The 26,765-nt window shown below is 71.6% G+C and carries 25 protein-coding genes; 13 read left to right on the top strand and 12 right to left on the bottom strand.

The annotated features are described in order from the left end of the window. Nucleotides 1–9: 9 nt before the first annotated feature. On the bottom strand, nt 10–1,431 hold the full coding sequence (locus H576_RS0107460) for an RNB domain-containing ribonuclease (protein ID WP_029150415.1): 1,422 nt from the start codon (nt 1,429–1,431) through the stop codon (nt 10–12). Nucleotides 1,432–1,549: 118 nt separating this feature from the next. Between H576_RS0107460 and H576_RS0107455 the strand changes: the two genes are divergently transcribed. From H576_RS0107455 to mnhG, 6 genes are read left to right on the top strand one after another with little or no spacing between them, the layout of a single operon-like run. Next, the gene (locus H576_RS0107455; protein WP_029150414.1) at nt 1,550–4,489 is read left to right on the top strand and encodes a Na+/H+ antiporter subunit A; all 2,940 of its coding nucleotides are present in this window, start codon (nt 1,550–1,552) and stop codon (nt 4,487–4,489) included. Further along, on the top strand, nt 4,486–4,974 hold the full coding sequence (locus tag H576_RS0107450; protein WP_029150413.1) for a Na(+)/H(+) antiporter subunit C: 489 nt from the start codon (nt 4,486–4,488) through the stop codon (nt 4,972–4,974). Before H576_RS0107455 ends, H576_RS0107450 begins: the two co-directional genes overlap by 4 nt. Then, nucleotides 4,971–6,527 carry a Na+/H+ antiporter subunit D gene (locus tag H576_RS0107445; protein WP_029150412.1) on the top strand — a complete coding sequence of 519 codons (1,557 nt, stop codon included), beginning with the start codon at nt 4,971–4,973 and terminating at the stop codon, nt 6,525–6,527. Before H576_RS0107450 ends, H576_RS0107445 begins: the two co-directional genes overlap by 4 nt. Next, nucleotides 6,524–7,099 (top strand): Na+/H+ antiporter subunit E, encoded by a 576-nt coding sequence (locus H576_RS0107440; protein ID WP_029150411.1) that lies wholly within the window; start codon nt 6,524–6,526, stop codon nt 7,097–7,099. Before H576_RS0107445 ends, H576_RS0107440 begins: the two co-directional genes overlap by 4 nt. 2 nt (nt 7,100–7,101) lie before the next feature. After that, nucleotides 7,102–7,383 carry an MrpF/PhaF family protein gene (locus tag H576_RS0107435; protein WP_036319973.1) on the top strand — a complete coding sequence of 94 codons (282 nt, stop codon included), beginning with the start codon at nt 7,102–7,104 and terminating at the stop codon, nt 7,381–7,383. Next, nucleotides 7,380–7,724 carry a monovalent cation/H(+) antiporter subunit G gene (gene mnhG, locus H576_RS0107430; protein WP_029150409.1) on the top strand — a complete coding sequence of 115 codons (345 nt, stop codon included), beginning with the start codon at nt 7,380–7,382 and terminating at the stop codon, nt 7,722–7,724. The genes H576_RS0107435 and mnhG overlap by 4 nt, the downstream gene beginning before the upstream one ends. A gap of 74 nt (nt 7,725–7,798) precedes the next feature. Here the strand turns inward: mnhG and H576_RS16690 are convergent, their stop codons facing one another. Then, a complete protein-coding gene (locus tag H576_RS16690; RefSeq protein ID WP_029150408.1) occupies nt 7,799–8,053 on the bottom strand; it encodes a metal-sensitive transcriptional regulator in 255 nt (84 codons plus the stop codon). Continuing rightward, nucleotides 8,050–8,424, bottom strand: a complete 375-nt coding sequence (gene trxA, locus H576_RS16685; RefSeq protein ID WP_029150407.1) for a thioredoxin — start codon at nt 8,422–8,424, stop codon at nt 8,050–8,052. Before trxA ends, H576_RS16690 begins: the two co-directional genes overlap by 4 nt. A gap of 107 nt (nt 8,425–8,531) precedes the next feature. Here trxA and H576_RS0107415 point away from each other — a divergent pair, with 107 nt between their 5' ends. Next, the gene (locus H576_RS0107415; RefSeq protein WP_084502558.1) at nt 8,532–10,418 is read left to right on the top strand and encodes a BCCT family transporter; all 1,887 of its coding nucleotides are present in this window, start codon (nt 8,532–8,534) and stop codon (nt 10,416–10,418) included. Between the two features lie 315 nt (nt 10,419–10,733). Here the strand turns inward: H576_RS0107415 and ald are convergent, their stop codons facing one another. Further along, complete coding sequence (gene ald / locus H576_RS0107410; RefSeq protein ID WP_029150405.1) at nt 10,734–11,822, bottom strand: alanine dehydrogenase; 1,089 nt, start codon at nt 11,820–11,822, stop codon at nt 10,734–10,736. Nucleotides 11,823–12,040: 218 nt separating this feature from the next. Here ald and H576_RS14820 point away from each other — a divergent pair, with 218 nt between their 5' ends. Beyond that, nucleotides 12,041–12,466, top strand: coding sequence for an Lrp/AsnC family transcriptional regulator (locus tag H576_RS14820; protein WP_245559142.1), 426 nt, complete (start codon nt 12,041–12,043; stop codon nt 12,464–12,466). Between the two features lie 19 nt (nt 12,467–12,485). Here the strand turns inward: H576_RS14820 and H576_RS0107400 are convergent, their stop codons facing one another. After that, a complete protein-coding gene (locus H576_RS0107400) occupies nt 12,486–12,902 on the bottom strand; it encodes a VOC family protein (RefSeq protein ID WP_029150404.1) in 417 nt (138 codons plus the stop codon). 80 nt (nt 12,903–12,982) lie between these two features. After that, nucleotides 12,983–13,168 carry a hypothetical protein gene (locus H576_RS16350; RefSeq protein ID WP_084502556.1) on the bottom strand — a complete coding sequence of 62 codons (186 nt, stop codon included), beginning with the start codon at nt 13,166–13,168 and terminating at the stop codon, nt 12,983–12,985. A gap of 149 nt (nt 13,169–13,317) precedes the next feature. Here H576_RS16350 and H576_RS0107385 point away from each other — a divergent pair, with 149 nt between their 5' ends. Then, nucleotides 13,318–14,298 carry an acetylxylan esterase gene (locus tag H576_RS0107385; RefSeq protein WP_029150403.1) on the top strand — a complete coding sequence of 327 codons (981 nt, stop codon included), beginning with the start codon at nt 13,318–13,320 and terminating at the stop codon, nt 14,296–14,298. A 753-nt stretch (nt 14,299–15,051) separates the two neighbouring features. Here the strand turns inward: H576_RS0107385 and H576_RS0107380 are convergent. The 3 genes from H576_RS0107380 to argG form a co-directional block, all read right to left on the bottom strand. Then, a complete protein-coding gene (locus H576_RS0107380) occupies nt 15,052–16,311 on the bottom strand; it encodes an MFS transporter (protein ID WP_029150402.1) in 1,260 nt (419 codons plus the stop codon). A 33-nt stretch (nt 16,312–16,344) separates the two neighbouring features. Then, complete coding sequence (locus H576_RS0107375; RefSeq protein ID WP_029150401.1) at nt 16,345–18,960, bottom strand: alpha-L-rhamnosidase; 2,616 nt, start codon at nt 18,958–18,960, stop codon at nt 16,345–16,347. A gap of 198 nt (nt 18,961–19,158) precedes the next feature. Further along, a complete protein-coding gene (gene argG / locus H576_RS0107370) occupies nt 19,159–20,580 on the bottom strand; it encodes an argininosuccinate synthase (RefSeq protein ID WP_029150400.1) in 1,422 nt (473 codons plus the stop codon). A 57-nt stretch (nt 20,581–20,637) separates the two neighbouring features. Between argG and H576_RS0107365 the strand changes: the two genes are divergently transcribed. The 4 genes from H576_RS0107365 (at nt 20,638) to H576_RS0107350 (ending at nt 23,952) form a co-directional block, all read left to right on the top strand. Further along, a complete protein-coding gene (locus tag H576_RS0107365) occupies nt 20,638–21,183 on the top strand; it encodes a hypothetical protein (protein ID WP_029150399.1) in 546 nt (181 codons plus the stop codon). 97 nt (nt 21,184–21,280) lie between these two features. Beyond that, nucleotides 21,281–22,180, top strand: a complete 900-nt coding sequence (locus H576_RS0107360; RefSeq protein WP_029150398.1) for a MetQ/NlpA family ABC transporter substrate-binding protein — start codon at nt 21,281–21,283, stop codon at nt 22,178–22,180. A 72-nt stretch (nt 22,181–22,252) separates the two neighbouring features. Next, nucleotides 22,253–23,284, top strand: coding sequence for a methionine ABC transporter ATP-binding protein (locus H576_RS0107355; RefSeq protein ID WP_029150397.1), 1,032 nt, complete (start codon nt 22,253–22,255; stop codon nt 23,282–23,284). Beyond that, nucleotides 23,281–23,952 carry a methionine ABC transporter permease gene (locus H576_RS0107350; RefSeq protein ID WP_029150396.1) on the top strand — a complete coding sequence of 224 codons (672 nt, stop codon included), beginning with the start codon at nt 23,281–23,283 and terminating at the stop codon, nt 23,950–23,952. The genes H576_RS0107355 and H576_RS0107350 overlap by 4 nt, the downstream gene beginning before the upstream one ends. Here H576_RS0107350 and H576_RS0107345 read toward each other — a convergent pair whose 3' ends face one another. Genes H576_RS0107345 through H576_RS0107335 form a run of 3 tightly spaced genes read right to left on the bottom strand, consistent with a single transcriptional unit; the run spans nt 23,953 to nt 26,764 of the window. After that, nucleotides 23,953–24,732: an ABC transporter ATP-binding protein gene (locus H576_RS0107345; protein WP_029150395.1), complete on the bottom strand. Its 780-nt coding sequence runs from the start codon at nt 24,730–24,732 to the stop codon at nt 23,953–23,955. 29 nt (nt 24,733–24,761) lie between these two features. Further along, complete coding sequence (locus tag H576_RS0107340) at nt 24,762–25,745, bottom strand: FecCD family ABC transporter permease (RefSeq protein WP_036319899.1); 984 nt, start codon at nt 25,743–25,745, stop codon at nt 24,762–24,764. Next, entirely contained in the window at nt 25,742–26,764 is a 1,023-nt protein-coding gene (locus H576_RS0107335) for a FecCD family ABC transporter permease (protein WP_245559136.1), read from the bottom strand. The genes H576_RS0107340 and H576_RS0107335 overlap by 4 nt, the downstream gene beginning before the upstream one ends. Between the last annotated feature and the right edge of the window lies 1 nt (nt 26,765).

Genomic DNA, 26,765 nt, shown 5'->3' with positions numbered 1-26,765 from the left:
CGCGCCGCCTCACCCGACGATCGAGAGGGTGACGGTGCCGGCGGCGATGTCGGTCGCGTCGACCCGCACGCGGACCTCGGAGCCGACGGCGGCGGGGCCCGGGGCCGTCGTGCTGACGAACGGATCGGTCACCTGCACCCGCACGCCGCCCTTCGTCTCGGCGATGACGACCGCCGTGAGCTCCGCGCCCGTCATGCCCGCGAGCACGGCGGCCTCGATCCGGTCGATCGCGCCCGACTCGAGGCGGCCCGCGAGCTGGCCCGAGCGCTGCATGACGGCGGGCAGCTCCCCGAGCGCCCCGCGCGCCCACGCGGGGATGTCCGCGCCGTTCGCCTCCGCCTCGCAGATCGCGAGGACGAAGCGGTCGACGAGGCGGCGCAGCGGAGCGGTCGCGTGCGCGTAGGGCGCCGCGATCGCCGCCTGCTCGGGGTCGGCGGGCGGGGATCCGTCGAACGGCTCGTAGCCCGCGCCGCGGAAGAGCTTCGTCGCGGCCTGCATGATCGCGGCGGTCACAGGGTCGCCGGCGTCGAGCGAACGCAGGTACGCGCCGTAGTCGACGTCGTCGCCCCACGGCCGCCCGAGCGTGCGCGTCGTCGCGCGGAACCCCGCGAGCGCCTCCTCGGCGGCCGGCGGCATGGTGCGGAGGATCCCGACCCCCGCGCGGAGCATGAGGTCGGCCGCGGCCATGCCCGTCATGAGCGAGACCTGCGCGTTCCAGTCCTCGACGGCGAGAGGCGCTCGCCGCGTGAGGCGGTAGCCGCCGTCGACCTCGACGACCTCCTCCTCGGGGGTGTCGAGGCTGGCGCCGCCGCGGGCCGCCTCCTGCGCGATCCGCAGCGGGCCGACGTCGGCGAGGAGGGCGACCTCAGGTGGGGCCGTCCCGGCGTCGATCTCGCGTTGCGCCTCGGCGTAGGTCCACTGCCGCCTCGACCGCACCCACGCGCGCTCGAGGCCGACCTCGGCGACGGCGCCCGCGGCGTCGAGCGCGAACCACCACGCGTACGCCCGGCGCCGCTCGCCCGGCAGGAGCGACGCCGCCCCGTGCGAGAGCTCGAGCGGGTGGAGGGGGACGGATCCGTCTGGCGCGTAGAGCGTCTGGCCCCGGCGGCGCACCTCGGCGTCGAGCGCGCCGCCGGGTCGCACACACGCCGCGAGGTCGGCGATCGCATACCTCACGAGGAATCCGTCGCCCGAGCGCTCGATCGACAGCGCCTGGTCGAGGTCGCGCGATCCCTCAGGGTCGATCGTGTGGAAGGCGACGCCCGTGAGGTCGGCCCGCGCGGCGTCGGGTCCGTCGACCGCCTCGTCGCCGATCTCGGCGAGGGCGTCCGGCGGGAAGTCGCCCGGCAGATCGAGCGAGGCGCGGAAGGCCGCGAGCGACGCGGCGAGAGCGCCCGCGTCGGCGCGCAGGCGGGCGTGGCGGGCGGGCATGGCGTCAGCCTATTTGCGCGGGCCGGGGCGCGGAAGGCATATCGCCCGTAGAATGGACGGACCCCCCCACACCCGCCGCCTGGGCGCTCAGCGCCGGCCCGACGACGAGGAGATGCCCGTGCTCGTGATCCTCCTCGCGTTCGCGATCGCCGCGGCGATGCTGCCGTGGCTCACGAAGGTGCTCGGGGCTCGGGTCTTCTACGCCGCGGCGCTGCTGCCGATCGCGGGCCTCGTGCACGCCCTCGTCCGCACGGGCGACGTGCTCGCGGGTCGCATTCCGTTCGAGACATACGACTGGATTCCGCACCTCGGCATCGAGATCTCGATGCGCATGGGCACGCTGAACTGGCTCATGACGATCATCGTCACGGGGGTCGGCGCCCTCGTCCTGATCTACTGCCGCAACTACTTCCGCGGGAAGAGCGACGGCGTCGGCCGCTTCGCCGCCGTGCTCCTGGCCTTCGCCGGCGCGATGTACGGGCTCGTCCTGACGGACGACCTCATCATGCTCGTGATGTTCTGGGAGATCACGAGCATCCTCTCCTACCTCCTGATCGGGCACTCCTTCACGCGCGCCGCGAGCCGGCGCTCGGCGCTGCAGGCCCTCCTCACGACGACCCTCGGCGGCCTCGTGATGTTCGTGGGCGCCGTGATCCTCGTCGTCGAGGCCGGCACGAACAGCATCCAGGGGATCCTCGCGGCGGCCCCGACGGGCGGCCTGATCGACGCGGCGCTCGTGTGCCTCCTCGTCGGCGCCCTGTCGAAGTCGGCGATCTTCCCCTTCCACTTCTGGCTGCCGGGCGCGATGGCCGCCCCGACGCCCGTCAGCGCCTACCTGCACGCGGCCGCGATGGTCAAGGCGGGCATCTACCTGCTCGCGGTGTTCGCGCCGGTCTTCGCGGGGGCGGGTCCGTGGCGGCCGATCCTCGTCTCGCTCGGCATCTTCACGATGCTCATGGGCGGCATGCAGTCGCTGCGCGAGAACGACCTCAAGCGCATCCTCGCCTACGGCACCGTCAGCCAGCTCGGCTTCATCTCGGTCGTCGTGGGCTTCGGCGGGCGCGACACGGCTCTCGCGGGCGTCGCGCTCGTCCTCGCCCACGCGCTCTTCAAAGCGGCGCTCTTCCTCGTCGTCGGCATCATCGACCGCCAGCTCTCGACGCGCGACGTCCGCGAGCTCTCCGGCCTCGCGCGCCAGGCGCCGACCCTCGCGATCATCTCGGTCATCGCGGTCGCGTCGATGGCCGGCTTCCCGCCGCTCCTCGGCTTCGTGGCGAAGGAGGCGGCGCTGACCTCGCTGCTCGAGGCCGCACTGGGCGGATCGGCGTGGGGATGGGTCGCGCTCGCGGGGATCGTGGCGGGCTCGGCGCTCACGACGGCGTACGGGCTGCGGTTCCTCTGGGGCGCCTTCGCCCGCAAGCGCGGCGACGACGGCGCGCTCCGCCCCGACACGGCCTGGCCCGACCCGCCGATCGGCTTCCTCGCGAGCCCCCTCCTCCTCGCGGCGCTGACCCTCGCGGGCGGCTTCGTCGCGCCGATGCTCGACGACCTGCTCTCGCCCTACGCCGACACGGCGGGGGAGGGGCACTACCACCTGGCGCTCTGGCACGGCGTCGAGCCGGCGCTCCTGCTCTCGATCTGCGCGATCGCGGCGGGCGTCCTCGTGTTCTGGCTCGCGCAGCGCACGTGCTTCGCGGCGCGCAGGCGGCTCCTGCCCTTCCAGGCCGGCGACGTCTACTACACGGTCGTCCGCACGATCGAGCGGTCCTCCGTCCTCGTGACCTCCGTCGCCCAGAGCGGATCGCTTCCCGTCTACGTCGGGACGGTCTTCGTCGTCCTCATCGGGTCCGAGGCCGCCGTGCTGCTCTCGGGCTCCGGCTGGGAGGCGAGCGTCGACCTCTGGCAGCACCCCGCCCAGCCCGTCGTCGCCCTCGTCATGATGGCGGCGGGGATCCTCGCGGCCCGCGCGCGCAAGCGCTTCACGGGGGTGGTCCTCGTCGGCGTCACGGGCCTCGGCATGGTCGTGCTCTTCGCCGTCTCGGGCGCCCCCGACCTCGCGGTCACGCAGGTCCTCGTCGAGACCGTCATGCTCATCGCGTTTTCACTCGTGCTGCGGCGGATCCCCGCCCGCCTCGGGGACCACAACGGCTCGTCCGGCGGGATCTGGCGCGCGCTCATCGGCGTCGGCGTCGGCGCGACGATGGCGGTCGTGGCAGTCGTCGCCTCGAGCGCCCGCATCGCGGAGCCCGTCTCGACGGCGTGGGCCGAGCTCGCCTACGAGATCGGCCACGGCCAGAACGTCGTCAACGTCGCGCTCGTCGACCTGCGCGGATGGGACACGATGGGCGAGCTCAGCGTGCTCGTCCTCGCGGCGACGGGCGTCGCCTCGCTCGTCTTCGTCACGGCGCGCGCCGACCAGCTCGGCGAGTTCCGCGCCAAGGTGCGCCGCACGATCCCGCGCGCGCAGCGCCGCGCCGCCCGCGGGCGCACGCTCGTCGAGACGACGGAGGGGATCCGCGTCCAGAACGCCGAGAACCTCGGGCGCCCGCGGGCGTGGCTGCTCGGCGGCCAGACCATGGCGACCGAGAACCGGTCGATCATCCTCGAGGTCGTGGTGCGGATCCTCTTCCACACGATCATCGTGATCTCGCTGTACCTGCTCTTCGCGGGCCACAACCTGCCGGGAGGCGGCTTCGCGGGCGGCCTCGTCGCGGGCCTCGCCCTCGTCATGCGCTACGTCGCGGGCGGCCGCTACGAGCTCGGCGTCGCGGCGCCGCGCGACGCGGGGCAGCTCCTCGGGGCCGGCATGGTGCTCGCGGTCGGCACGGCGCTGGTCCCGATGTTCTTCGGGGCCGACCCCCTGACCCGCGCGATCTGGGAGGCCGAGCTCCCGCTCGTCGGCCACGTCGAGTTCGTCTCGTCGACCTTCTTCGACATCGGCGTCTACCTCGTCGTCATCGGGCTCGTCCTCGACGTCCTGCGCTCGCTCGGCGCCGAGGTCGACCGCCAGATGGCCGAGGACGCCCGGATCTTCAAGGCATCGGAGGTGACGAGGTGACCACCTCCGCATCCCTCGTCGTCGTCATGGCCGTGCTCTACGCCGTCGGCGTCTACGCGATGCTCGAGCGCAGCCTCACCCGCGTCCTGTTCGGGTTCCTCCTGCTCGGCAACGCGACGAACCTGCTGCTGCTCGTCGTCATGGGCTTCCCCGGCGTCTCGCCGTTCCACGGCGCCGAGGGGGCCAGCGACCCGCTCCCGCAGGCGCTCATGCTCACCGCGATCGTCATCACCTTCGCGGTCAGCGCGTTCCTCCTCGCCCTGATCTACCGCTCCTGGCAGCTCGGCCAGGCTGACACCGTCCGCGACGACGAAGAGGACAGGTCGCTGTTCGAGCGCGCCGAGGAGGCCGAGGTCGTCATGGACGACGAGGAGGAGGACGCCGACGACGAGGACGAGGAGACGAGCGACTTCAGCGGCGCCCCCGCGCAGCCGCTGACCGCCGCGATCGACGAGATCGCCGAACAGAAAGGGGGCGATCGATGAGCAACCTCGTACCGCTCTTCGTCATGCTGCCCCTGCTCGGCGCGGCCTTCACGCTCCTGCTCGGCAAGCACCGCCGCCTGCAGATCGGCGTCTCGGTCGTCACGCTCTCGGCCACCTTCGTCCTCGCGGCCGTGATGCTCGTCGCCGTCGACGCGGGGACGCCCCTCGCGGTCTCGGTCGGCGGCTGGCCGCTGCCGTTCGGCATCGTGCTCTACGTCGACAGGCTCGCGGCGCTCCTCATCGCGGTGTCGAGCATCGTGCTCCTCGCGGTCCTGCTCTTCTCGATCGGACAGGGCGCGGAGGACGGCGACGAGGACACCCCCGTTTCGATCTTCCACCCGTCGTACCTGATCCTCGCGGCCGGCATCTTCGACACCTTCATCGCGGGCGACCTGTTCAACCTCTACGTCGGGTTCGAGATCCTCCTCGTCGCCTCGTACGTCCTCATCACCCTCGGATCCACCGAGTCGCGGATCCGCACAGGCACGGTCTACATCGTCGTCTCGCTCGTCTCGAGCGTCGTCTTCCTCTCGGCGATCGCCGTGATCTACGGCGCCCTCGGCACCGTGAACATGGCTCAGATCGCCGAGCGCATGGCCGAGCTCCCGCACGACGTCCAGCTCGTCCTGCACGTCATGCTGCTGCTGGGCTTCGCGATCAAGGCCGCCGTGTTCCCCCTCGGCTTCTGGCTTCCCGACTCCTACCCGACGGCGCCGGCGCCCGTGACCGCGGTGTTCGCGGGGCTCCTGACGAAGGTCGGCGTCTACGCGATCATCCGCACCGAGACGCAGATGTTCCACTCGAGCGACCTCGACCTCGTGCTCGGGATCGTGGGCGCCGCGACGATGGTGATCGGGATCCTCGGCGCCGTCGCGCAGGCCGAGCTCAAGAGGATCCTCTCGTTCACGCTCGTGAGCCACGTCGGCTACATGATCTTCGGCATCTCGATGGCGACCGAGGAGGCCGTCGGCGCGACGGTGTACTACATGGTCCACCACATCGTCGTGCAGACGACGCTGTTCCTCGCGGTTGGGCTCATCGAGCGGCACGCGGGGTCGACGTCGATCCTCCGCGTCAAGGGGCTCGTGAAGGCGGCGCCGCTCATCGCGGCGCTGTACCTGATCCCGGCGCTCAACCTCGGCGGCCTGCCGCCGTTCTCGGGCTTCATCGGCAAGTTCGCCCTCTTCGAGGCGGGCGCGAGCGTCGGAACGCCCATCGCGTGGATCTCGATCGTCGCGGGCATCGTGACGTCGCTCCTCACGCTCTACGCGCTCATGCGCGCGTGGAACCTGTCGTTCTGGCGCGAGAAGGAGGACTCGTCCGAGACCGAGTCGCGCCTCGCCTACCTCGAGCAGGCCCCCGCGGCGGGCGAGCAGGGCCGCACCCGCGTGATCCCCCGGATCATGACGGGCACGACGGTCGCGATGGTCGTCGTCTCGGTCGCGCTCACGGTCTTCGCGGGCCCGCTCTACGAGATCTGCGACCGCATCGGCCAGTCGCTGCTCGAGCCGATATCGCTCGTGCAGCTCGAGGGTGTGGAGCAGGCGACATGAGCCCGATCTCGTGGAAGCGCCAGGCGTGGATCCAGCTGCCGTTCTTCGTGTGGCTCGTCGTCCTCTGGATGCTGCTGTGGGGACAGTTCACGTGGCTCGCGTTCCTCACGGGCGTGGGGATCGCGGCCTTCGTCATGGCGGTCTTCCGCCTGCCGCCGGCCGAGCTGTCGGGCCGCGTGAACCTCTGGTGGGGCCTCGTCTTCCTCTGCCAGTTCCTCGCGCACCTCGTGCTCGGATCGCTGCAGGTCGCCTGGTACGCCGTGACGCCGGGCGCGCGGAAGGTCGCGATCGTGCGCGTCCCGCTGCGCGTCGACGACGACCTGATCATGTCGCACACGGCCGTCGCGATGTCGCTCATGCCCGGATCCACCGTGATCGAGGCCGACCGCGAGAACCGGATCCTCTACCTGCACGCGATCGGCGCCGAGACGATGGACGACGTCGAGCGCCTGCGCGAGAGCGTCGCCGTCTGGGAGCGCCGCATCGTGCGCGCCGTCGGGTCGCGGGCGCAGCTCGCCGACCTGCGCCGCGGATGCCTGCCCGTGATGGACCGCGAAGGAGGGGCGTCGTGACGATCGAACAGATCCTCATCGTCGCGATCGGCGCCGTCTTCGCGGCGGCCGCGGTCGTGACGATCATCCGCATGGTCAAGGGCCCGTCGATCCTCGACCGCGCCGTCGCGAGCGACGTGCTGCTGAGCGAGGTGCTCTGCATCATGGGCGCCGAGGCCGTGATCAACCGCCACACCGACACGCTGCCCGTCATGCTCATGATCGCCGCGACGGGCGTCCTCGGGACGCTCGCCGTCGCGCGCTTCGTCGCGAAGAAGCACCGCGGGCCGGGGGAGGGTCGATGATGGACGGCTTCGAGATCGCGGCCCTCGTGCTCGTCCTGCTGGGGGCGATCCTCTGCCTCACGGCGGCGATCGGCCTGCTGCGGTTCCGCGACGTCCCCTCGCGCCTGCACGCGGCGACCAAGCCGCAGATCCTCGGCCTGCTGGTCATCGCGATCGGGGTCGAGCTCGCCCTGCGCACGTGGACGGGGCTCGCCTTCCTCATCCCGATCGTGCTGATCCAGATGGCGACGGCGCCGCTCTCAGCCCACATGGTCGGCAGGCAGGCGCACCGCAACGGCACGATCGACCGCGAGAACCTGCTGATCGACGAGCTCGCCGACGACGACCGCGACGACCGCTGAAGGACATCTTCCTGCCGGTCGGACATCCATTTGGATGTCCGACCGGCAGGAAGATGTCCTCTGGAACGGCGGTGTTACGCCAGCGTCAGGAAGAGCTTCTCCAGCTCGGCCTCCGTCGGGTTCCCGGGGGCGTCGGGATCGGCCATGCAGTCCTTCATCGACTGCGAGACGACGACGAATCCGGCCCGCTGCAGGGCGTGGGTGACGGCGGCGAGCTGCGTCACGACGTCGCGGCAGGGCGCGCCGCTCTCGGCCGCGGCGATCACAGCGTCGAGCTGGCCGCGCGCCCGCCGCAGGCGGTTGACGACCCGGGGGTCGGGCTCGCTCACTTCTCGGCGGCGGCCTTCTGCTCCTCGACCTGGCGGCGCACGTCGTCCATGTCGAGCTCGCGCACGGCCGTGATGACCTGCTCGAGCGCCTCGCCGGGGAGCGCGCCCGGCTGGGCGAAGACGCCGATGCCGTCGCGGAAGGCCATGAGCGTCGGGATCGAGGTGATGCCGAAGCCCGACGCGAGCTCGCGCTGCGCCTCGGTGTCGATCTTGCCGAAGGTGATGTCGTCGTGCTTCTCGCTGGCGGCGTCGTAGATCGGCGAGAACATCTTGCACGGGCCGCACCAGTCGGCCCAGAAGTCGAGGAGCACGATCCCGTCCTGCTCGATCGTGCTGCTCAGGTTGTCGACGGTGATCTCGGTCGTAGCCATGCCCTCGAGCGTATACCCCCTGGGGTATGCCCCGGCGGGATCCGTAGAATCGTCCCCAGCTCTCCGATACGCAACGCAACGCCGGCACCCAGAACGAAGGACAGCGCATGACGACGAACGAGAACGACGCGGCCCCGGGCGAGGGGATCCAGTCGGAGCCCGAGGCTCCCGAGGAGCCCGTGACGCACACCGACCCGCTGAGCGGCGAGTCGGTCCTCCACAACCCGGCGATCGGGGTGATGCCGGCGCGGCTGCAGATCGCCGACGAGGACAGCGACGATGAGATCGTCGCGAAGCTGCGCCGCCAGGGCGTGAGGATCGGGCGCGGCAAGGTCGCTCCCCGGGTGTTCTGGCCCGCGATCAGCGTGATCCTGCTCGTCACGGTCGTCGCGATCGTGTTCCCGGATGGGACCGCCGACGTGTTCTCCGCCGTCCAGGGATGGATCGTGCGCGACCTCGGCTGGTTCTACATGCTGATCATCGGCGCCTTCGTCGCGTTCACGCTCTTCATCGCGATCTCGCCCCTCGGCAGCGTCAAGCTCGGACGCGACGACGACGAGCCCGAGTTCGGCATCTTCTCGTGGTTCGCGATGCTGTTCTCGGCCGGCATGGGCATCGGGCTCGTGTTCTACGGCGTGGGAGAGCCGCTCACCTACGCGACGGTGCAGCCCAACCCGACCTGGGCTGGGGAGCCCGTGCAGGACGTCCCGGCCCTCGCGATGGCGCAGACCTTCGTGCACTGGGGTCTGCACCCGTGGGCGATCTACGCGACGATCGGCCTCGGCATCGCCTTCGCGATCCACCGCAGGGGCCGGCCCGTGTCGATCCGCTGGGCGCTCGAGCCGCTCTTCGGCAGCGCCGTCAAGGGGTGGACGGGCGACGTCATCGACATCCTCGCGATCTTCGGAACAGTGTTCGGCGTCGCGACCTCGCTGGGCCTCGGCGTCAACCAGATCTCGGCGGGCATCGAGGCGATCGGCATCGTCGACGAGGTCTCGCGCACGATGCTCGTGGTCCTGATCGTCGTGATCACGCTGCTCGCGACCCTCTCGGTCGTCTCGGGCGTCGGCGCCGGGATCAAGTGGCTGTCGAACATCAACCTCTCGCTCGCGGGTCTGCTCATCGTGTCGATGCTCGTGCTCGGCCCGACGGTGTTCCTGTTGCGCAACTTCGTGCAGTCGCTCGGCGTGTACCTCGCGAACGTGCTGAACCTGACCTTCGACGTGCAGGCGTACACGGGCGAGGCCGGCCAGGAGTTCCTCGGCGACTGGACGATCTTCTACTGGGGCTGGTGGATCGCCTGGGCCCCCTTCGTCGGCGTGTTCATCGCGCGCATCTCGCGCGGCCGCACGGTCAGGCAGTTCGTCGCGGGCGTTCTGATCGTTCCGACGCTCGTCGGCATGCTGTGGTTCTCGATCATGGGAGGCAGCGCGCTGTTCCGGCAGTTCTTCGGCGAGGGCGACCTCGTCGGCGCCGACGGCACGGTCTCGGCCGAGGGATCCCTGTTCCAGGTGCTCGAGGGCCTGCCGCTCGGGCAGATCCTCTCGGTCCTCGCGATCATCATCGTGGCGTTGTTCTTCATCACCTCGTCCGACTCGGGATCCCTCGTCGTCGACATGCTCGCCTCGGGCGGGCACCCCAACCCGCCGACCTGGTCGCGTGTGCTGTGGTCGTTCCTCGAGGGCGCGCTCGCGATCGCGCTGCTGCTCGCCGGCGGCCTCACGACGCTGCAGACGGGGTCGCTCATCACGGCGCTGCCGTTCTCGATCGTGCTGATCCTCATGTGCGTCGCGCTGTTCCGCGGCCTGTCGTACGAGTACCGGCTGTCGCAGCACGCGCGGAGCCAGGAGCGCCTCGACCGCGTCACCGAGCACGTGACGGGCGAGATCCGCGACAACATCGGCGAGTCGGAGGAGCTCGGCGCCTACGTCGACGACCGCATCGATTACCGCATGTCGAAGACGCGGGGCTTCGGCCCCCGTTCGAAGCGGTAGCCCGCCGCCGGCACGTCCGGTCCCGGTCCTCGGCCGAGCCACTCGCCGCCCCGCCCTCCCCGGCAGGACTACGGCAGATCTGGCCGGCCGGGCCCCGGGGGTCGGCGTGTCGGAGGGGCCGGGCGGCTTTCCGCCGTACTTGTGCCGGCGGGCCTGCCCGGGTCGCCGTCCGGGCCCCGCGGGCCCGGGATCCCGGGGCCCGCCCCTGCCGCCCCCGCCCTCCCCGACAGGACTACGGCAGAACCGGCCCGCCCGGCCCCGGGATCGGCGTGTCGGAGGGTCCGGGCGGCTTTCCGCCGTCGTCGTGCCCCGGGATCATCCGGCCGCGAACGCCGCCGCGACCCCGCCGTTGACGATCTCGCCGCCGCGGACGTTGAGCCCCGCGGCGAGGGCCGGATCGGAGGCCGCCGCGGCGTCCCATCCCGCGGACGCGATGTGCAGGACATACGGCAGCGTCGCGTTTGTCAGCGCGACGGTCGACGTCGCAGGCACGGCACCCGGCATGTTCGCGACGCAGTAGAACAGGCTGTCGTGCACCGCGAAGGTCGGATCGTCGTGCGTCGTCGCGTGCGATCCCTCGAAGCAGCCGCCCTGGTCGATCGCGATGTCGACGAGCACGGATCCGGGCCTCATCCCGGCGACCATCTCGTCGGTCACGAGCTTGGGGGCCGCGGCGCCGGGGATCAGGACGGATCCGATCACGAGGTCGGCGGACGAGAGGGCCTCGGCGATCGCGTACCGCGTCGAGTGCCGGGTCTGCAGCGCCCCGCCGTACCGCGCCTCGAGCTCGCGCAGCCGCGGCAGCGACACGTCGAGGACCGTGACCTGCGCGCCGAGCCCCAGGGCGTTCGCCGCGGCGTGCTCGCCCGCGACGCCCCCGCCGATCACGACGACGCTCGCCCGAGGCGCGCCCGCGACCCCGCCGAGAAGCGTCCCGCGCCCGCCGAACGCCCGCGAGAGGTGGTACGCGCCGACGGGGATCGACAGCCGCCCGGCGACCTCGCTCATCGGCTGCAGCAGCGGCAGCGAGCGATCGGGCAGCTGCACCGTCTCGTACGCGACGGCGGTCGTGCCGGCGCCCGCGAGCGCCTGCGTCAGCGGCCGGTCGGCCGCGAGATGCAGATAGGCGAACAGGGTGAGGTCGTCCCGCAGGAATCCGTACTCCGCGGCGATCGGCTCCTTGACCTTCACGAGCAGCTCGGCCTCGCCCCACGCGTCGGCCGCCGTCGGCACGATCGTCGCGCCCGCGGCCGCGTAGTCGGCGTCGGCGATGCGGGATCCGAGGCCCGCCCCCGCCTCGACGAACACCTCGTGGCCCCCGTGCACGAGGGCGTCGGCGCCGGCCGGCGTCAGGGCGACGCGGTTCTCGTTGTTCTTGATCTCGGTGGGAACGGCGATCTTCATGGCGGATCCTCTGCGATGCGAATCTGTGCGGCCGGTCCAGCAGGCCCGCGATGAGATTCGCAGAAGATCCGTTTCGAGCGGGTTACGCCTGCAGATCCTTCGGCAGGAGCGAGGTTTCTCGTACGATCATCGCCATGGAGACCACCGGATCCGACGAGCGGGCGAAGAATCTGCCGGTCGTCGAGCTCGATGACGTCGACCGGGCGATCGTCTAGGCGCTGAGCGAGGACGCCCGGATGACGAACGCCGACCTCGCGGCGCGCATCGGCGTCGCCCCGTCGACGGCCCACGCGCGCACGCGCTCGCTCGTCGAGCGGGGCGTGATCCGCGGCTTCCACGCCGCCGTCGACCACGCCCGCATCGGCCGTGGCCTGCAGGCGATCATCGGGGTGACGCTGCGCGGCGGAACCCGCCACGACGGCATCGTCACGTTCGCCGAGGAGGTGCGCCGGCTGCCCCAGGTCGTGCAGCTGTTCTTCCTCGGCGGCACCGACGACTTCATGGTGCACATCGCGGTCGCCGGGTCGAGCGACGTCAGGCAGTTCGTCGTCGACAACCTCTCGACGCAGCCGTTCGTCGCCTCGACCCGGACGAGCATCATCTTCGAATACCACCGCCGCGGCGTCGCGGCCGACTTCAGCTAGCGAGCGGGGCCGCCCCGCGTCACGCGCTCTCGGCCGCCGGCTGCCCGCCCTCGAAGCCCCAGGCGATCCCGAACGCGTCGACGACGGCGCCGTACCAGCTGCCCCACGGCGACGGCTCGAACGGCGTCGTCACGGATCCGCCGTTGTGCATAGCCTCGAAGAAGCCGGCGAGCTCGTCGCGGTCGTCGCCGTAGATCATCATGCTGATCTGGGATCCGCTCGCCACACCCGGCGCGTCGGACGCCATGATCGTGACGCCGTTCTCGAGCGTGAGCTGGCCGTGCATGACCCACTCGGGGTCGCCCGCGAGGTCCTCCATCGGCATCTCGCGGTACCGCGTGATCTGGAGCGTGCCGCCGAAGACATCGCGATAGAACTCGAGCGCGTCCTCGGCCTGCCCCGAGAAGCTCAGGTACGGCGCCAGCTTGAAACCCATGATCCGATCCCTTCGTCCGCCGGGCCCGGTGCCCGGATCCGCGACGATCCTGACACGCGCCGCGGCCGTCCGGAAGAGGGTCAGGACGGAACCTTGAGGTGCTCCTTCTTCGCCTGCTTGCGGTTGCGATCCTTGGCGAAGAGCTCGCGCGCCTCGGCGGGGTCGAGGCGGCCCTCGGCGAGCATCCGGATGGGGCAGCGCGAGCAGCGCGGCTTCGACCGGCAGCAGGACTTCTTGGGGCCCTTCTTCTTTTTCTTCTTGCCCATCGCCGAAGCGTAAGCGATGTCGTCTGTCAGCCGGCACGGCATCCGTGACGGAATCTGACGGGCGGCGCGCGGCCGCCGCCCCGCGGATCACTACGATCGGGGCAGTGCCCCGCGCGTCGACGCCGGGCCCGCACGGAGATGAGGACACCATGCCGTTCACCGACCTGCCGCTCGACCGGCTGCGCCAGCACACGACCGCCGACGCGGAGCCCGCCGACCTCGACGCGCGCTGGGACGCGACCCTCGCCGAGGCCCGGTCGCACGACCTCGACCTGCGCCGTGAGCGGGTCGACGCGAGGCTCCCGCTCGTCGACGTCGAAGACATCACCTACGCCGGATTCGGCGGCGACCCGATCCGCGCCTGGTACCTGCGGCCGGCGGGCGCGAAGGGGGATCTGCCGATCGTCGTCGAGTACAACGGCTACGGCGGCGGGCGCGGTCTCCCGCTCGAGCGGCTCCTCTGGCCCAGCGCCGGCTACGCGACGCTCTTCATGGACACACGCGGGCAGGGATCCGGGTGGGGGTCAGGCGGCCACACCCCCGATCGCTCGGGCGGCGCGGACGCGGCCGGCCCCGCGCACCCTGGGTTCATGACGCGCGGGATCCTCGACTTCGACACGTACTACTACCGGCGGCTCTACACCGACGCCGTGCGGCTGCTCGACGTCGTCCCGCATCTCGAGGGCGTCGACGCGTCGAAGGTCGTCGTCGCGGGAGGCAGCCAAGGCGGGGGCCTCGCGATCGCCGCGGCGTCGCTCGGCGGGGGAGTCGCGGCGGCGATCCCCGAGGTCCCGTTCCTCAGCGACATCCGGCGCGGAGTCGACGTCGCCGACAAGGATCCGTACCAGGAGATCGCGCGCTATCTCGCGGTGCATCATGACCACGTCGAGGCGGCGTTCCGCACGCTGTCCTACATCGACGGCGCGCACCTCGCGAAGCGCGCGACGGCGCCGGCCCTGTTCTCGGCGGGCCTGCGCGACGCGGTCGTCCCCCCGTCGACGGTCTTCGCAGCGGCCAACGCGTGGGGCGGCGATGCGTCGGTCGAGGTGTATCCCTACAACGGTCACGAGGGCGGCGCCGCACACCACAAGTCGAAGCAGGTGGCGTTCCTGCGAGACGTCCTGGGCTGACGGATCCCCGCGCCGGCGCCGCCCCTCGCGCGGCCGTTCGCCCCACGCGCGGCCGGATCCGGGTGATTCGGCCGCAGGAAGGTCGAACGGCCGCGTGAGTGGGATCCTTCGCGCGGCGGTTCGCCCTCCGCGCGGGCGGATCTGGGTGATTCGGCGGCAGGAAGGTCGATCGGCCGCGCAAGCGGGATCCCCGCGCGGTCATTCGCGTGGTGTGGCCGCTGGCGGGGGGCCTACTCGCGGCCAGCCGGGTTCCGTCCTAGCAAGTACCCCGCGCGAGGACTCGCCCTCCCGCGGCCGTTTGCCCTTGGCGCGGGCGTATCGGGCTGATGAGGCCGCAGATGCGTCGATTAGCCGCGTGAGCGGGATCCTCGCGCGGCCATTCGCGTGGTGCAGGCAACAGCGATGAGGTCACCCGCCGGTCAGCCGGGTTGCGTCCCAGCTAATACTCCGCGCCAAGCCTCACGCTCCCGCGGTCGTTCGCCCATCGCGTGGGTGGATAGGGCTGATGAGGCCGCAGATGCGTCGATCGGCCGCGCAAGCGGGATCCCCGCGCGGCCATTCTCGTGGTGCGCCCAACGGCGAAGGGCTCACCCGCCGGTCAGCCGGGTTGCGTCCCAGCTAATACTCCGCACCAAGCATCACGCTCCCGCGGCCGTTCGCCCTCCGCGCGGGTGGATCGGGCTGATGAGGCCGCAGGAGCGCCGAAAGGCCGCGCGGAGGGGATCCCCGCGCGGCCTTCCGGGTCCGAGGGCGTCAGCCGCGCGACGCCTCGGCCTCGAGGAGGGCCTGGTCGTCGTCGGTGGCCTTGGGCATGCGGGCGATCCAGAAGATCCCGATCGCGCAGGCGACGACGCTCGTCGCGGCCATGAAGTAGAACACGATGTTCGGGCCGAGCGTGATGAGCGACGGTGTGAAGACGCCCACCCCGGCGGCGACGAAGCGCGTGAAGGCGATCATGATCGCCTGCGACGTCGCGCGGATCTGCGTCGGGAAGAGCTCCTGCGCCCACACCTTGAACATCGGCTCGCCGGCGACGGCCCCCGAGATCGAGTAGAGCACGCCGAACACGACGAGCGTCGCGACCGTGATCCCGAACGTCGGCGGCACGAGGAACGCGACGAGCGCGAGAACCGACATCGCGGCGAACCAGACCATGCGCCGGCGGCCGTCCACGACGCGCATCATGAGGAACAGGGCCGCGACGCTGACGAACGTCACGAGCGTCGACACGAGCGACGCCGTCGACACCGTCGCGCCGGCGACCTCGACGTACAGTAGCGCGCCGAACTGGCCGTTCGTGTTCGCGGCGATGTTCGCGAGGGCATAGAACAGGCCGGTCGCGATCATCGCCGTGAGGTATCGCGGCGTGAGCAGCAGCCGGAAGGCCGACTGCTTCCGCGCGGTCGTGCCCGGGAGCACGATGTTCCGGCTGTTGACCCAGGCCTGCGACTCGGGCAGGCCGATGCGCAGGATCAGCACGACGAGCGCGATGACGCCGAGGTGGGCGTACATGATCCGCGCGCCGGGCAGGCCCATGTTGCCGACGGCGGTGCCGAGGAACCCGACGACGATGACGGCGCCCATCCAGAGGATGTGCGTGAACGTGACCATCTTGCCGCGGTTCCTGTCGGTCGCGGCCTCGGCGATCATCGCCATGGAGACGGGCAGATCTGCGCCGGACGCGAATCCGAGCAGCAGGATGCCGGGGTAGAGCATCTCGACGCCGGGCGCCGAGATCATGAGGATCGCGCCGACGACGTACAGCGCGAGCGTCGTCATGAACACGGGCTTGCGGCCGAGGCGGTCGCCCGCGGGCCCGCCGATGAGGGCGCCGACGCCGATCGAGACGGTCAGGAGCGCCGACAGCAGGCCGTACTGCAGATCGTCGATCCCGAACGACTGCCGGAAGATCACGAGCGCGGTTCCGGTCGTGACGATCGCGCCGGCGTCGAGGTACGACACCATGCCCGACAGGATCGCGACGTACCAGGGGTTGGGTTGTTTCTGTGCCACAGGGTTCTCCTCTGAACTCGGGCGATGGGGGAATCAGAAGGTGTGGACGCCGGATCCGACCACGACGGGATCGGATCCCGGGAGGTCGACGACGGCGGTCACGTTCGCGGGGATCGAGACGGTCGCGGCGAGGGGGCTCGCCTCGCCCGCCGACGGATCCGTCGCGCGCCACTCGACGCGGATCTCGCCGTACAGCGAGTCGAACCTCGCGGCGGCGCGGTCGGTGAGGCCCGCGCGGGGCCGCACGAGGACGCGCCGGTATCCGGGCTCGAGCGGCGCGATGCCGCCCACGTCGCGGTGCATCCAGTCGGCCACCGCGCCGAGGGCGTAGTGGTTGAAGCTCGTCATCTCCCCGGGGTTGATGGATCCGTCGGGCAGCATCGAGTCCCACCGCTCCCAGATCGTGGTGGCGCCCTGCGAGACGGGGTACAGCCAGCTCGGCAGCTCGTCGGTCTGCAGCATGCGCTGCGCGGTGAGCCGGTGGCCCGTCCGCGTGAGCGCGTCGCTCACGATCGGCGTCCCGGCGAAGCCCGTGCCGATGCGGTGACCGCGCTCGGCGACGATCTCGGCGAGGCGGTCGCCCGCGGGCTGGATGAGCGCGTCGGGCAGCAGCTCGAACACGATCGCGAGGGCGTACGCGGTCTGCGCGTCGGACGACATCCGCCCGTCGGCTCGCACGTACTCGCGACGGAAGGCGGCGGTGGCCTTCTCGGCGAGGGCCGCGTAGCGCGTCGCGTCGCCGCGGCGCCCCAGGAGGTCGGCGGCCTCGGAGACGAGTCGCGCCGAGCGCGCGTAGTACGCCTGGGCGACGAGGTGCGGATCCGTCTGCGCCTGCGCGGGGTTCTCGGGCGGCGCCGTGGGGTCGAGCCAGTCGGCGAGCTGCATCCCCGAGTCCCAGTGCCCGTCCGGCGCGTGGCGCTCGACGACGTCGACCCAGGTCGTCATGCTCTCGTACTGGGCCTCGAGCGCGCGGCGGTCGCGGAAGCGATCCCACAGCACGGTCGGGACGACGGTAGCGGCGTCGCTCCACGCCGCCATCGGGGTCGGCGGGAAGAGGTCCTGGTCGATGAGGGGCGAGTAGAGGGGGCCGACCCCGCCGAGCCGCTTCTGGTCGACGGCGAAGTCCTGGATCCACGAGGCGAGGAACGCGTCGACGTCGAACAGGAACGACGCGGTCGGCGCGAAGACCTGGATGTCGCCCGTCCACCCGAGGCGCTCGTCGCGCTGCGGGCAGTCGGTGGGAAGGCTGACGAAGTTGCCGCGCGTTCCCCACACGACGTTCTCGTGCAGGCGATCGAGCGCGGGGACGTTCGTCGTGAGATGGCCCGTGCGGGGCAGATCCGTGTGGATCACCTCGGCGACCGCCGTCACCTGCGACGGATCCACGCCGTCGATCCGGGCATAGCGGAAGCCGTGGAACGTGAAGCGCGGGGCCCACTCCTCGGATCCGCCTCCCGCGAGCGTGAACGTGTCGGTCGCGGCGGCGAACCGCAGCGCGCGGGTGCCGAGGGATCCGTCCTCGAGCACCTCGGCGTGGCGCAGCGTCACGACCGTGCCGGCGTCGCCCGTCACGGTGATGCGCAGGCGGCCGACGAGGTTCTGCCCGAAGTCGAGGATCGTGCGGCCCTCGGGGTCCGTGACGACCGCCGCGACATCGCGCGTCTCGGTGACGCGGACGGGAGGCAGCGCCGCGGGGGCGAGCCGAGCGGGGTCGGCGGGCTCGACCTCGGCGGGCTTCGCGCCGGGCAGCCCGTCGGAGGCGAGGCGGGCGTCGCAGCGCTCTCCCTGGTAGACGCTCGCGAAGGTCGTCGGCCCTTCGACCGTCGCGAGCCAGGACGGATCCGTCGTCACGATCTCGGTGCGGCCGTCGGCGTACTCGAGGCGCAGCTGGGCGCTGAGGGCGCGCCGGCCGTGCCACGTGCGGCGGAAGTCGCCGTCGAAGCCGAAGTGCTCGGCGTACCAGCCGGGGCCCACCTCGGCCCCGAGCGCGTGCGGGCCCGCCGGGAGCGCGTCCGTGACGTCGACCGTGCGGAAGAGGAGGCGATCGGCGTATGCGGTCCACCCGGGCGCGAGGAGGTCGTCCGACACCGTCGCGCCGTCGATCCGGACGTCGACGATGCCGTGCGCCGTGTAGGAGAGGAGCGCGCGGGTGAGCCCCGGGCCGATCTCGACGTCGCGGTGGAAGCGCGTGACGCGGCGGTCGGCGTCGTCCGCCGTGAGGTCGGCGCGCACGGCGTCCGCGTCGGCCGTCTTGATCGTCACGTCGGCGGAGGGAGCGCCCGAGAGGTCGTCGGCGCTCGCGATGAAGTCGGCGCGCCAGTCGGCGGGCGTGAGGGGGCCGGTCGCGACGCGGGTCCAGGAGCTCGGAGAGCTCTCGGATCCGTCGGCGCCCGTCACGGAGACCCGCACCTCGACGGTGTCGTAGGCGGCGAGGGGCGCGAACGGCCAGGCGACGGCGACGCTCTCGTCGTCGGCGTGCTCGTGACGTTCGACGGATCCGTCCGCCCGGCGGAGCTCGAGCACGGCCGACTCCTGCAGCCATCCGTCGCTCGCGGCGATGCGCCACGACAGGTCGGGGGCCGCGGTCGGCTGGAACGCGGGCGCGCCGCGCCGCCCAGCGCGCAGCTCGGTGATCTCGGGGTGCGTCATCGGATCCCACTTCCTTCATTGGAACGTTTCAACTTACCAATGGTAGCTGATTCTGATCGGTGGGTGGAACCGCGTGAGGATCGGCCTCCGCGCGGCCATTCGCCCCTCGCGCGGGTGGATCCCGCCCAGGCACCCGCCGGAACGCCGAAAGGCCGCGCGAAGGGGATCCTCCGCGCGGCCTTTCGGGAAGGCCGAGCCTCAGTCGGTGCCGGTGTCGAATGCGGCGCCCTCGCCCGCCTTGTCGATGTCGGCGGTCTCCTTGCCGGTCTCGGCGGTGATCTGCGCCGCCTCGCCCTGCTCGAGCTGGCCGATGAGCTCGCCGGTCGTGCCGCCGATCATGCCGCGCGCGACGTAGCCCTCGAGGCGGGCGCGCGAGTCGGAGATGTCGAGGTTGCGCATCGTCAGCTGGCCGATGCGGTCGACCGGGCCGAACGCGGCGTCGCCGACGCGCTCCATCGACAGCTTCTCGCCCGCGTACGACAGGCCGGGCCCGTCGGTGTCGAGGACCGTGTAGTCCTCGCCGCGGCGCAGGCGGATCGTGACGGTGCCCGTGATCGTGGATCCGATCCACTTCTGGATCGACTCCCGCAGCATGAGCGACTGCGGCTCGAGCCAGCGGCCCTCGTACATGAGGCGGCCGAGGCGGCGGCCCTGCTCGTGGTAGGTCGCGAGGGTGTCCTCGTTGACGATCGCGTTGACGAGGCGCTCGTACGCGATGAACAGCAGCGCCATGCCCGGCGCCTCGTAGATTCCGCGGCTCTTCGCCTCGATGATCCGGTTCTCGATCTGGTCGCTCATGCCGAGGCCGTGGCGGCCGCCGATCTCGTTCGCCTTCATGACGAGGGCGACGGCGTCGGAGAACTCCTGGCCGTTGATCGCGACGGGGCGGCCCTCGCTGAACGCGACCGTGACGTCCTCGGTCTCGATCGCGACGGAGGGATCCCAGAAGCGCTCGCCCATGATCGGGTCGACGGTCTCGAGAGAGACGTTCAGATCCTCGAGCGTCTTCGCCTCGTGCGTCGCGCCCCAGATGTTCGCGTCGGTCGAGTAGGCCTTCTCGGCCGAGTCGCGGTACGGGTAGCCGTGCGCGACGAGCCACTCGCTCATCTCCTGGCGGCCGCCGAGCTCCGACACGAAGCGCGCGTCGAGCCACGGCTTGTAGACGCGCAGGCGCGGGTTGGCGAGCAGGCCGTAGCGGTAGAAGCGCTCGATGTCGTTGCCCTTGTAGGTCGACCCGTCGCCCCAGATGTCGACGCCGTCCTCGCGCATCGCGCGGACGAGCAGCGTGCCCGTGACGGCGCGGCCGATCGGCGTCGTGTTGAAGTAGGTGCGCCCGCCCGAGCGGATGTGGAAGGCGCCGGTCGCGAGGGCGGCGAGGCCCTCCTCGACCATCATCGGCTTGCAGTCGACGAGGCGCGACTTCTCGGCGCCGTACTGCAGCGCGCGCTCGGGGATCGACGCGATGTCGTCCTCGTCGTACTGCCCGAGGTCGCCCGTGTAGGTGAAGGGAACGGCGCCCGCGTCGCGCATCCAGGCGACGGCGCAGGAGGTGTCGAGACCTCCCGAGAAGGCGATGCCGACGCGCTCGCCGACGGGCAGGTTTTCGAGGACATTCGACATGCGTCCGATTCTACGGGGGATACTCGCGCGTCATCTGCCCGCGTTATCATCCGAAGCGTGGCACGGCAGGCGACGGGCAGGAAGCGTCGGGGCGGATGGATCATCACCGCCCTCGGCGGCGTCCTCGTCCTCGCCGGCGCCGTGGTTCTCGCGGGCGTGATCTTCGCCCCCGACGAGACCGAGCGCGTGTACGGATCCGTGAAGACCGAGGTCGACAAGACGGTCACGCAGGTGCAGGAGCAGGTGACCGGCGAGCTGCCCACCGTGACGATCGGCGTCGTCGGCGGCAAGTCGCAGCTCGACTACTGCGACGGCACGTTCACGGTCATGACGTCGTACGAGCGCGAGGGCGTCCCCACGACGGCCGCCGCGCACAACAACTGCCAGGGCGACGTGCTCCTCGGATGGGAGGACGGCCAGAAGATCAACGTGGTCGGCGGCGGCTTCGACGGCGAGTACCAGGTCGTCGACATCCGCTACACCTCGAAGATCTGGTCGAGCACCGACGACCTCGTCGGCCTGCAGGGCGCGCTCGCGCTGCAGAGCTGCTTCTACGGCGAGGACAGGATGAAGTTCGTGGGGCTGGAGCCGGTCGACTCCTGACCGGGCGGCGGCGCGTGTGTCGCCGCGTGTCATTCCGGTTCGATTTCGCGGGCGCGGCCTGCCTACGGTGATGCTCCCCGAACCCAGGAGCACCACGATGTCCTTCCGCACCTACGCCCTCGCGCCGATCGCAGCGATCGGCCTCTTCGCCCTCGCGGGCTGCGCCTCCGGCGGCGCCGCCGACGACGCAGCACTCGGAAGCGCGGAGAACCCCGTGCAGCTCGGCGTCGTGGGCGCCAGCGACCCGTACTGGGAGACCTTCCAGGAGGCCGCCGACGCCGAGGGCATCTCGGTCGACGTCGTCGACTTCACCGAGTACTCGCAGCCGAACCCGGCGCTGACCGAGGGTGACCTCGACATCAACCAGTTCCAGCACATCCTCTTCCTCGCGCAGTACAACGAGGAGAGCGGCGAGGACCTGCAGCCCATCGGCGCGACCGCGATCTACCCGCTCGGCCTCTACTCCGACAAGTACGACTCGCCCGACGAGATCCCCGACGGCGAGACGGTGCTCGTGCCGGACGACGCCACGAACCTCGCGCGCGGCCTGCTCGTGCTGCAGGAGGCGGGCCTCATCACGCTCGAGGACGGCGGCAGCCCGTACTCGACGCCCGAGGACATCATCGAGGACGAGTCGCGCGTCGAGGTCGAGACGGTCGCCGCCGACCTCACGCTCACGTCGCTCCCCGACGTCGCCGCGGCGATCGCCAACAATGACTACGTCACGAAGGCCGGCATCGACCCCGAGAGCGCCATCGCGGAGGACAGCGCGGACGACGAGTCGGCGCTTCCCTACGTGAACGTCTTCGCGGTCCGCTCGGAGGACGTCGACGATGAGGTGCTGAACAAGCTCGTCGAGATCTACCAGACGAACGAGGACGTCCAGGCGGGCGTGCTCGAGACCTCGGGCGGCACCGCGGTGCTGAGCACGACGCCGGCCGCCGACCTGCAGGCGTCGCTCGCCGACACCCAGGAAGCGTTCGCCGCCGCACAGTGACGTGAGATGGGGCGCGTGCGCGAGGATGGTTCTCCGCACGCGCCTTCGTCCATTCCGCAGACCCGAGGACCCATGCCGCACATCCGCATCTCCGACGTCGTCAAGACGTATCCGCCTCAGCGACGGGGCGGCGACCCGGTCACCGCGGTCGAGGGCGTCAGCCTCGAGATCGAGCGCGGAGACGTGTTCGGCGTCATCGGATACTCGGGCGCGGGCAAGTCGACGCTCGTCCGCCTCATCAACGGGCTCGAGCCCGTGACCTCCGGATCCATCGAGATCGACGGCGTCGACGTCGCGCGGCTGCCCGAGAGGAGGCTCCGCGAGGTGCGCCAGGGGATCGGCATGATCTTCCAGCGCTTCAACCTGCTGCGCTCGCGGAGCATCAAGGGGAACGTGGCGTACCCGCTCGAGGTGGCGGGCACCCCGCGCGGGAAGCGCGCCGCCCGGGTCGCGGAGCTGCTCGACTTCGTCGGGCTCTCCGACAAGGCCGACGCCTACCCCGAGCAGCTCTCGGGCGGTCAGCAGCAGCGCGTCGGCATCGCGCGCGCGCTCGCCGCCGAGCCGGCGATCCTCCTCGCCGACGAGGCGACGAGCGCCCTCGACCCCGAGACGACAGACGAGGTCCTCGACCTCCTCGCCCGCGTGAACCGCGAGCTCGGCGTCACGATCGTCGTGATCACCCACGAGATGGACGTCATCGCCCGGATCGCGAACAAGGTCGCGGTCATGGAGCGCGGCAGGGTCGTCGAGCAGGGATCCACGTACGACGTCTTCACGGCGCCGCAGACCGAGACGGCGCGGCGCTTCGTCCGCACGGTCGTGCGCGCCCTGCCCGACGGCGACGCGCTCGCCGCGCTGCGCGAGAAGCACGAGGGCCGCCTCCTCACGATCTCGTTCACCGACGCCGGCGCCTCGGAGGCGCGGGTCTTCGGCGCGCTGGCCCGGGCCGGCGTCGACTTCAACCTCGTCCACGGCGGCGTCGACGACATCCAGGGCCGGGTCTACGGCCTGCTGACGATCGCGGTGCGCGGCGACGAGGGGGCCGTCCGCGCGGCGCTCGCCGAGGTCGGCGACGGCGTCACGGTGACGGAGGTGGCGCTGTGAGCGACCTGATCGAGCAGCTGGGCGACCTCGCCCCGAAGCTCCTGGAGCAGACGGGGATCACGCTGTGGATCGTCGTCGCGGCGCTCCTGTTCGGCGGGATCGCGGGCCTCGTGATCGGCACGACCATCACGGTCACGCGGCGCGGCGGGATCATGGAGCAGCGCGTCGTCTCGGCCGTGCTCAACGCCCTCGTGAACACGATCCGGCCGATCCCGTTCATCATCTTCCTCGTCGCGATGCAGCCCTTCACGCGCCTCGTGATCGGCAAGGGCATCGGCAACGAGGCGATCATCTTCTCGCTCTCGATCGCGGCGACCTTCGCGATCGCGCGCATCGTCGAGCAGAACCTCGTCACCGTCGACCCGGGTGTCATCGAGGCGGCGCGGGCGGCGGGCGCGGGCCCGTGGCGCATCATCCTCACGGTGATCCTGCCCGAGGGGGCGGGGCCGCTCGTGCTCGGCTACACCTTCGCGATCGTCGCGCTGATCGACATGTCGGCGGTCGCGGGCCTCGCGGGCGGCCAGGGCCTCGGCTACTACGCCGTCTCGTACGGCCTGCGCAACTTCGACGCCGTCGTGACGTGGTCGGCGCTCGTGATCATCATCGTGATCACCCAGGTCGTGCAGGGGCTCGGCAACTGGCTGGCGCGGCGGATCCTGCGGCGCTGATCACCGGGTCGCGCGCGGGATCACGAGCGGCGTCCCCGTCTCGGGGTCGTCGATGACGACGGCGGGCAGCCCGAAGACCTCCTCGACGAGGCGCGGCGTCACGATGTCGCGCGGGGAGCCCGACGCCGCGACGACGCCGTCCTTCATCGCGACGAGGTGCGTCGCGTAGCGCGCAGCGTGGTTGAGGTCGTGCAGGACGGCCACGACGGTCGAGCCCTCCTCGTGGAGCCGCGCGAACAGGTCGAGGAGCTCGATCTGGTGGGCGATGTCGAGGAAGGTGGTCGGCTCGTCGAGTAGCAGGATCGGCGTCTCCTGCGCGAGCGCCATCGCGACCCAGACCCTCTGCCGCTGGCCGCCCGAGAGCTCGTCGACCCGCACGCCCGCGAACTCGGAGACGCCCGTGCGCTCCATCGCCCGGTCCACGGCCGCGCGGTCGCCGGCCGACCCCTGGCGGAACAGCGTCTGGTGCGGGTAGCGGCCGCGGCCGACGAGGTCGGAGACCGTGATCCCATCCGGCGCCGTCGACGACTGCGGAAGCAGCCCGACGCGGCGCGCGGCCTCCTTCGCGGGGACCGAGGAGATCGCCTTCCCGTCGAGCACGATCCGGCCGGCCTCGGGCTTCAGGAGCCGCGCGAAGGAGCGCAGGAGCGTCGACTTCCCGCAGCCGTTCGGGCCGACGATGACGGTGAACTCGCCGTCGGGGATTGCCAGCGACAGGTTCGTCGCGACGGTGCGCCTGTCGTAGCCGAGCGTCACGTGATCCGCCTGGAGTCTGGCCATCGGGTCGTGCCTCTCTGTCGTGCGTGCGCTCACGGCCGGCGCCTTCGCGTCTGCCTGGCGAGGAGGAGAAGGAGATACGCGCCGCCGATGACGATCGTGACGACGCCGACGGGGACGCCGGTCGGGACGACGTGCTGGGCGATCTGATCGGCGGCGAGCAGGAGCGCCGCCCCCGTGAGGGCGCTCGCGACGAGGGGGAGGCCGGCGGATCGCGTGAGCCGGTGCGCGATCTGCGGGGCCGTGAGGGCGACGAAGGCGATCGGTCCCGTCACGGCGGTCACGGACGCGGTGAGGGCGATGCCCACGACGAGGATCGCGAGCCGGGCCGGCTCGAGCGGCACGCCGTGCGCCCGCGCCTGGTCGTCGCCGAGCTCGAGCTGCCGCAGGGCGGGGTGCAGCGCCGCGGTCGCCGCGAGGGCGACGGCCACGACGATCGCGACGGGCAGCAGCGTCTGCGCGGAGACGAGGCTCAGCGACCCGGCGCCCCAGATCGCCGCCGTCATCGCGACCTCGGTCTGCAGTCGCAGGAGCAGCCAGGTGTTGAAGGCGTGCAGCATTGCCGTGACCCCGATCCCGACGACGATCAGCCGGAACCCCGCGAGCCCTCCGCGATAGGCGAGGGCGTACACGACGAAGGCCGTCACGAGGCCGCCCGCGATGGCGCCCGCGGCCCCGGAGATCGCCGTCTGGCCCGCGAACGCGATCGCGAGGATCGCGCCGGTGTAGGCGCCGGTCGAGAACCCGATGACGTCGGGGGATCCGAGGGGGTTGCGCGACAGCGTCTGGAACAGGGCGCCGGACACGCCCAGGGCTGCGCCGAAGACGAGCGCGGCCGCGACCCGGGGGAGGCGCCACTCCAGCACGACCGTCCGCGCGAAGCCGGCGTCGGGGTCGAACATCGCGCCGAGGACCTCGGCGGGGGTCAGCGCGTACGACCCCGCCGCGAGGGCGAAGACGGCGAGCGCGACGAGCGCGACGACGAGGGAGGCGAGGACGATGCGCGCCCGGTTCACAGCCCCGTCACCCGCCTCCGGCGCACGATCGCGATGAGCACGGGTGCCCCGAGGAACGCCGTCACGATGCCGACCGCGACCTCGCCCGGCCAGAGGACGACGCGGGCGACGACGTCGGCGACGAGCAGCAGCACCGGGGCGAGGATCGCCGTCACGGCGATGATCCAGCGCTGATCCTGGCCGACGAGCCACCGTGCCACGTGCGGGATCATGAGGCCGACGAAGCCGATCGGCCCTGCCATGGCCGTCGCGGATCCGGCGAGAAGCGCGACCGCCGCGATCGCGAGGACGCGGGTGCGCACGACGCGGGCGCCGAGCGCCGTCGCGAGGTCGTCGCCGAGGGAGAGCGCGTTGAGCGCGGGGGAGAGGCCGAGCGCCAGGACGACGCCGGCGGCGAGGAACGGCCACAGCGGCGCGACGACGCCCCACCCGCGGTCCTCGAGGCGCCCCGACTCCCATACCTGCAGCGAGGAGAAGGTCTCGGGATCGATGAGGCGCAGCCCGGCGATGATCCCGGCGAGGACGGCGCCGATCGCGACCCCCGAGAGGACGAGCTGGGCCGGGTCCGCGCGCCGCGTCGCCCCGATGAGCCACACGGCCGCGGTGGCGACGAAGGCCCCGGCAAGAGCGAACCACACGTAACCGGCGGGCGCCGTGACGCCCCACACGGCGATGGCGATCGCGACGAAGAACGCCGATCCCTGGGTCACGCCGAGGATCCCCGGGTCGGCGAGCGGGTTCCGGGTGATCGCCTGCACGATCGCGCCGGCGACGCCCAGGCCGAGGCCCGCGAGGATCGCCACGACGGTGCGGGGGAGCCGCAGGCCGACGACCGCGGCGGCGTCGGCCGGATCCGCGTCGCCGCCCGTGAGGATCGTCCACACCGTGGCGAGGTCGACGGGGCGGGAGCCGAAGGCGATCGAGGCGCTCGCCGTGGCGGCGAGCGCGACCAGACCGAGGGCGACGACCGCGAGCCGTGCCACGAGGGGGCGGCTCCGCGTCTCCGTCTCAGGGGTCACA

Origin of the sequence: Microbacterium indicum DSM 19969, assembly GCF_000422385.1 — a bacterium.
In the GTDB taxonomy this organism is placed as follows: domain Bacteria; phylum Actinomycetota; class Actinomycetes; order Actinomycetales; family Microbacteriaceae; genus Microbacterium; species Microbacterium indicum.
The sequence above is the reverse complement of the archived record's forward strand: the minus strand, read 5'-3'. Positions and strand labels throughout refer to the sequence as shown.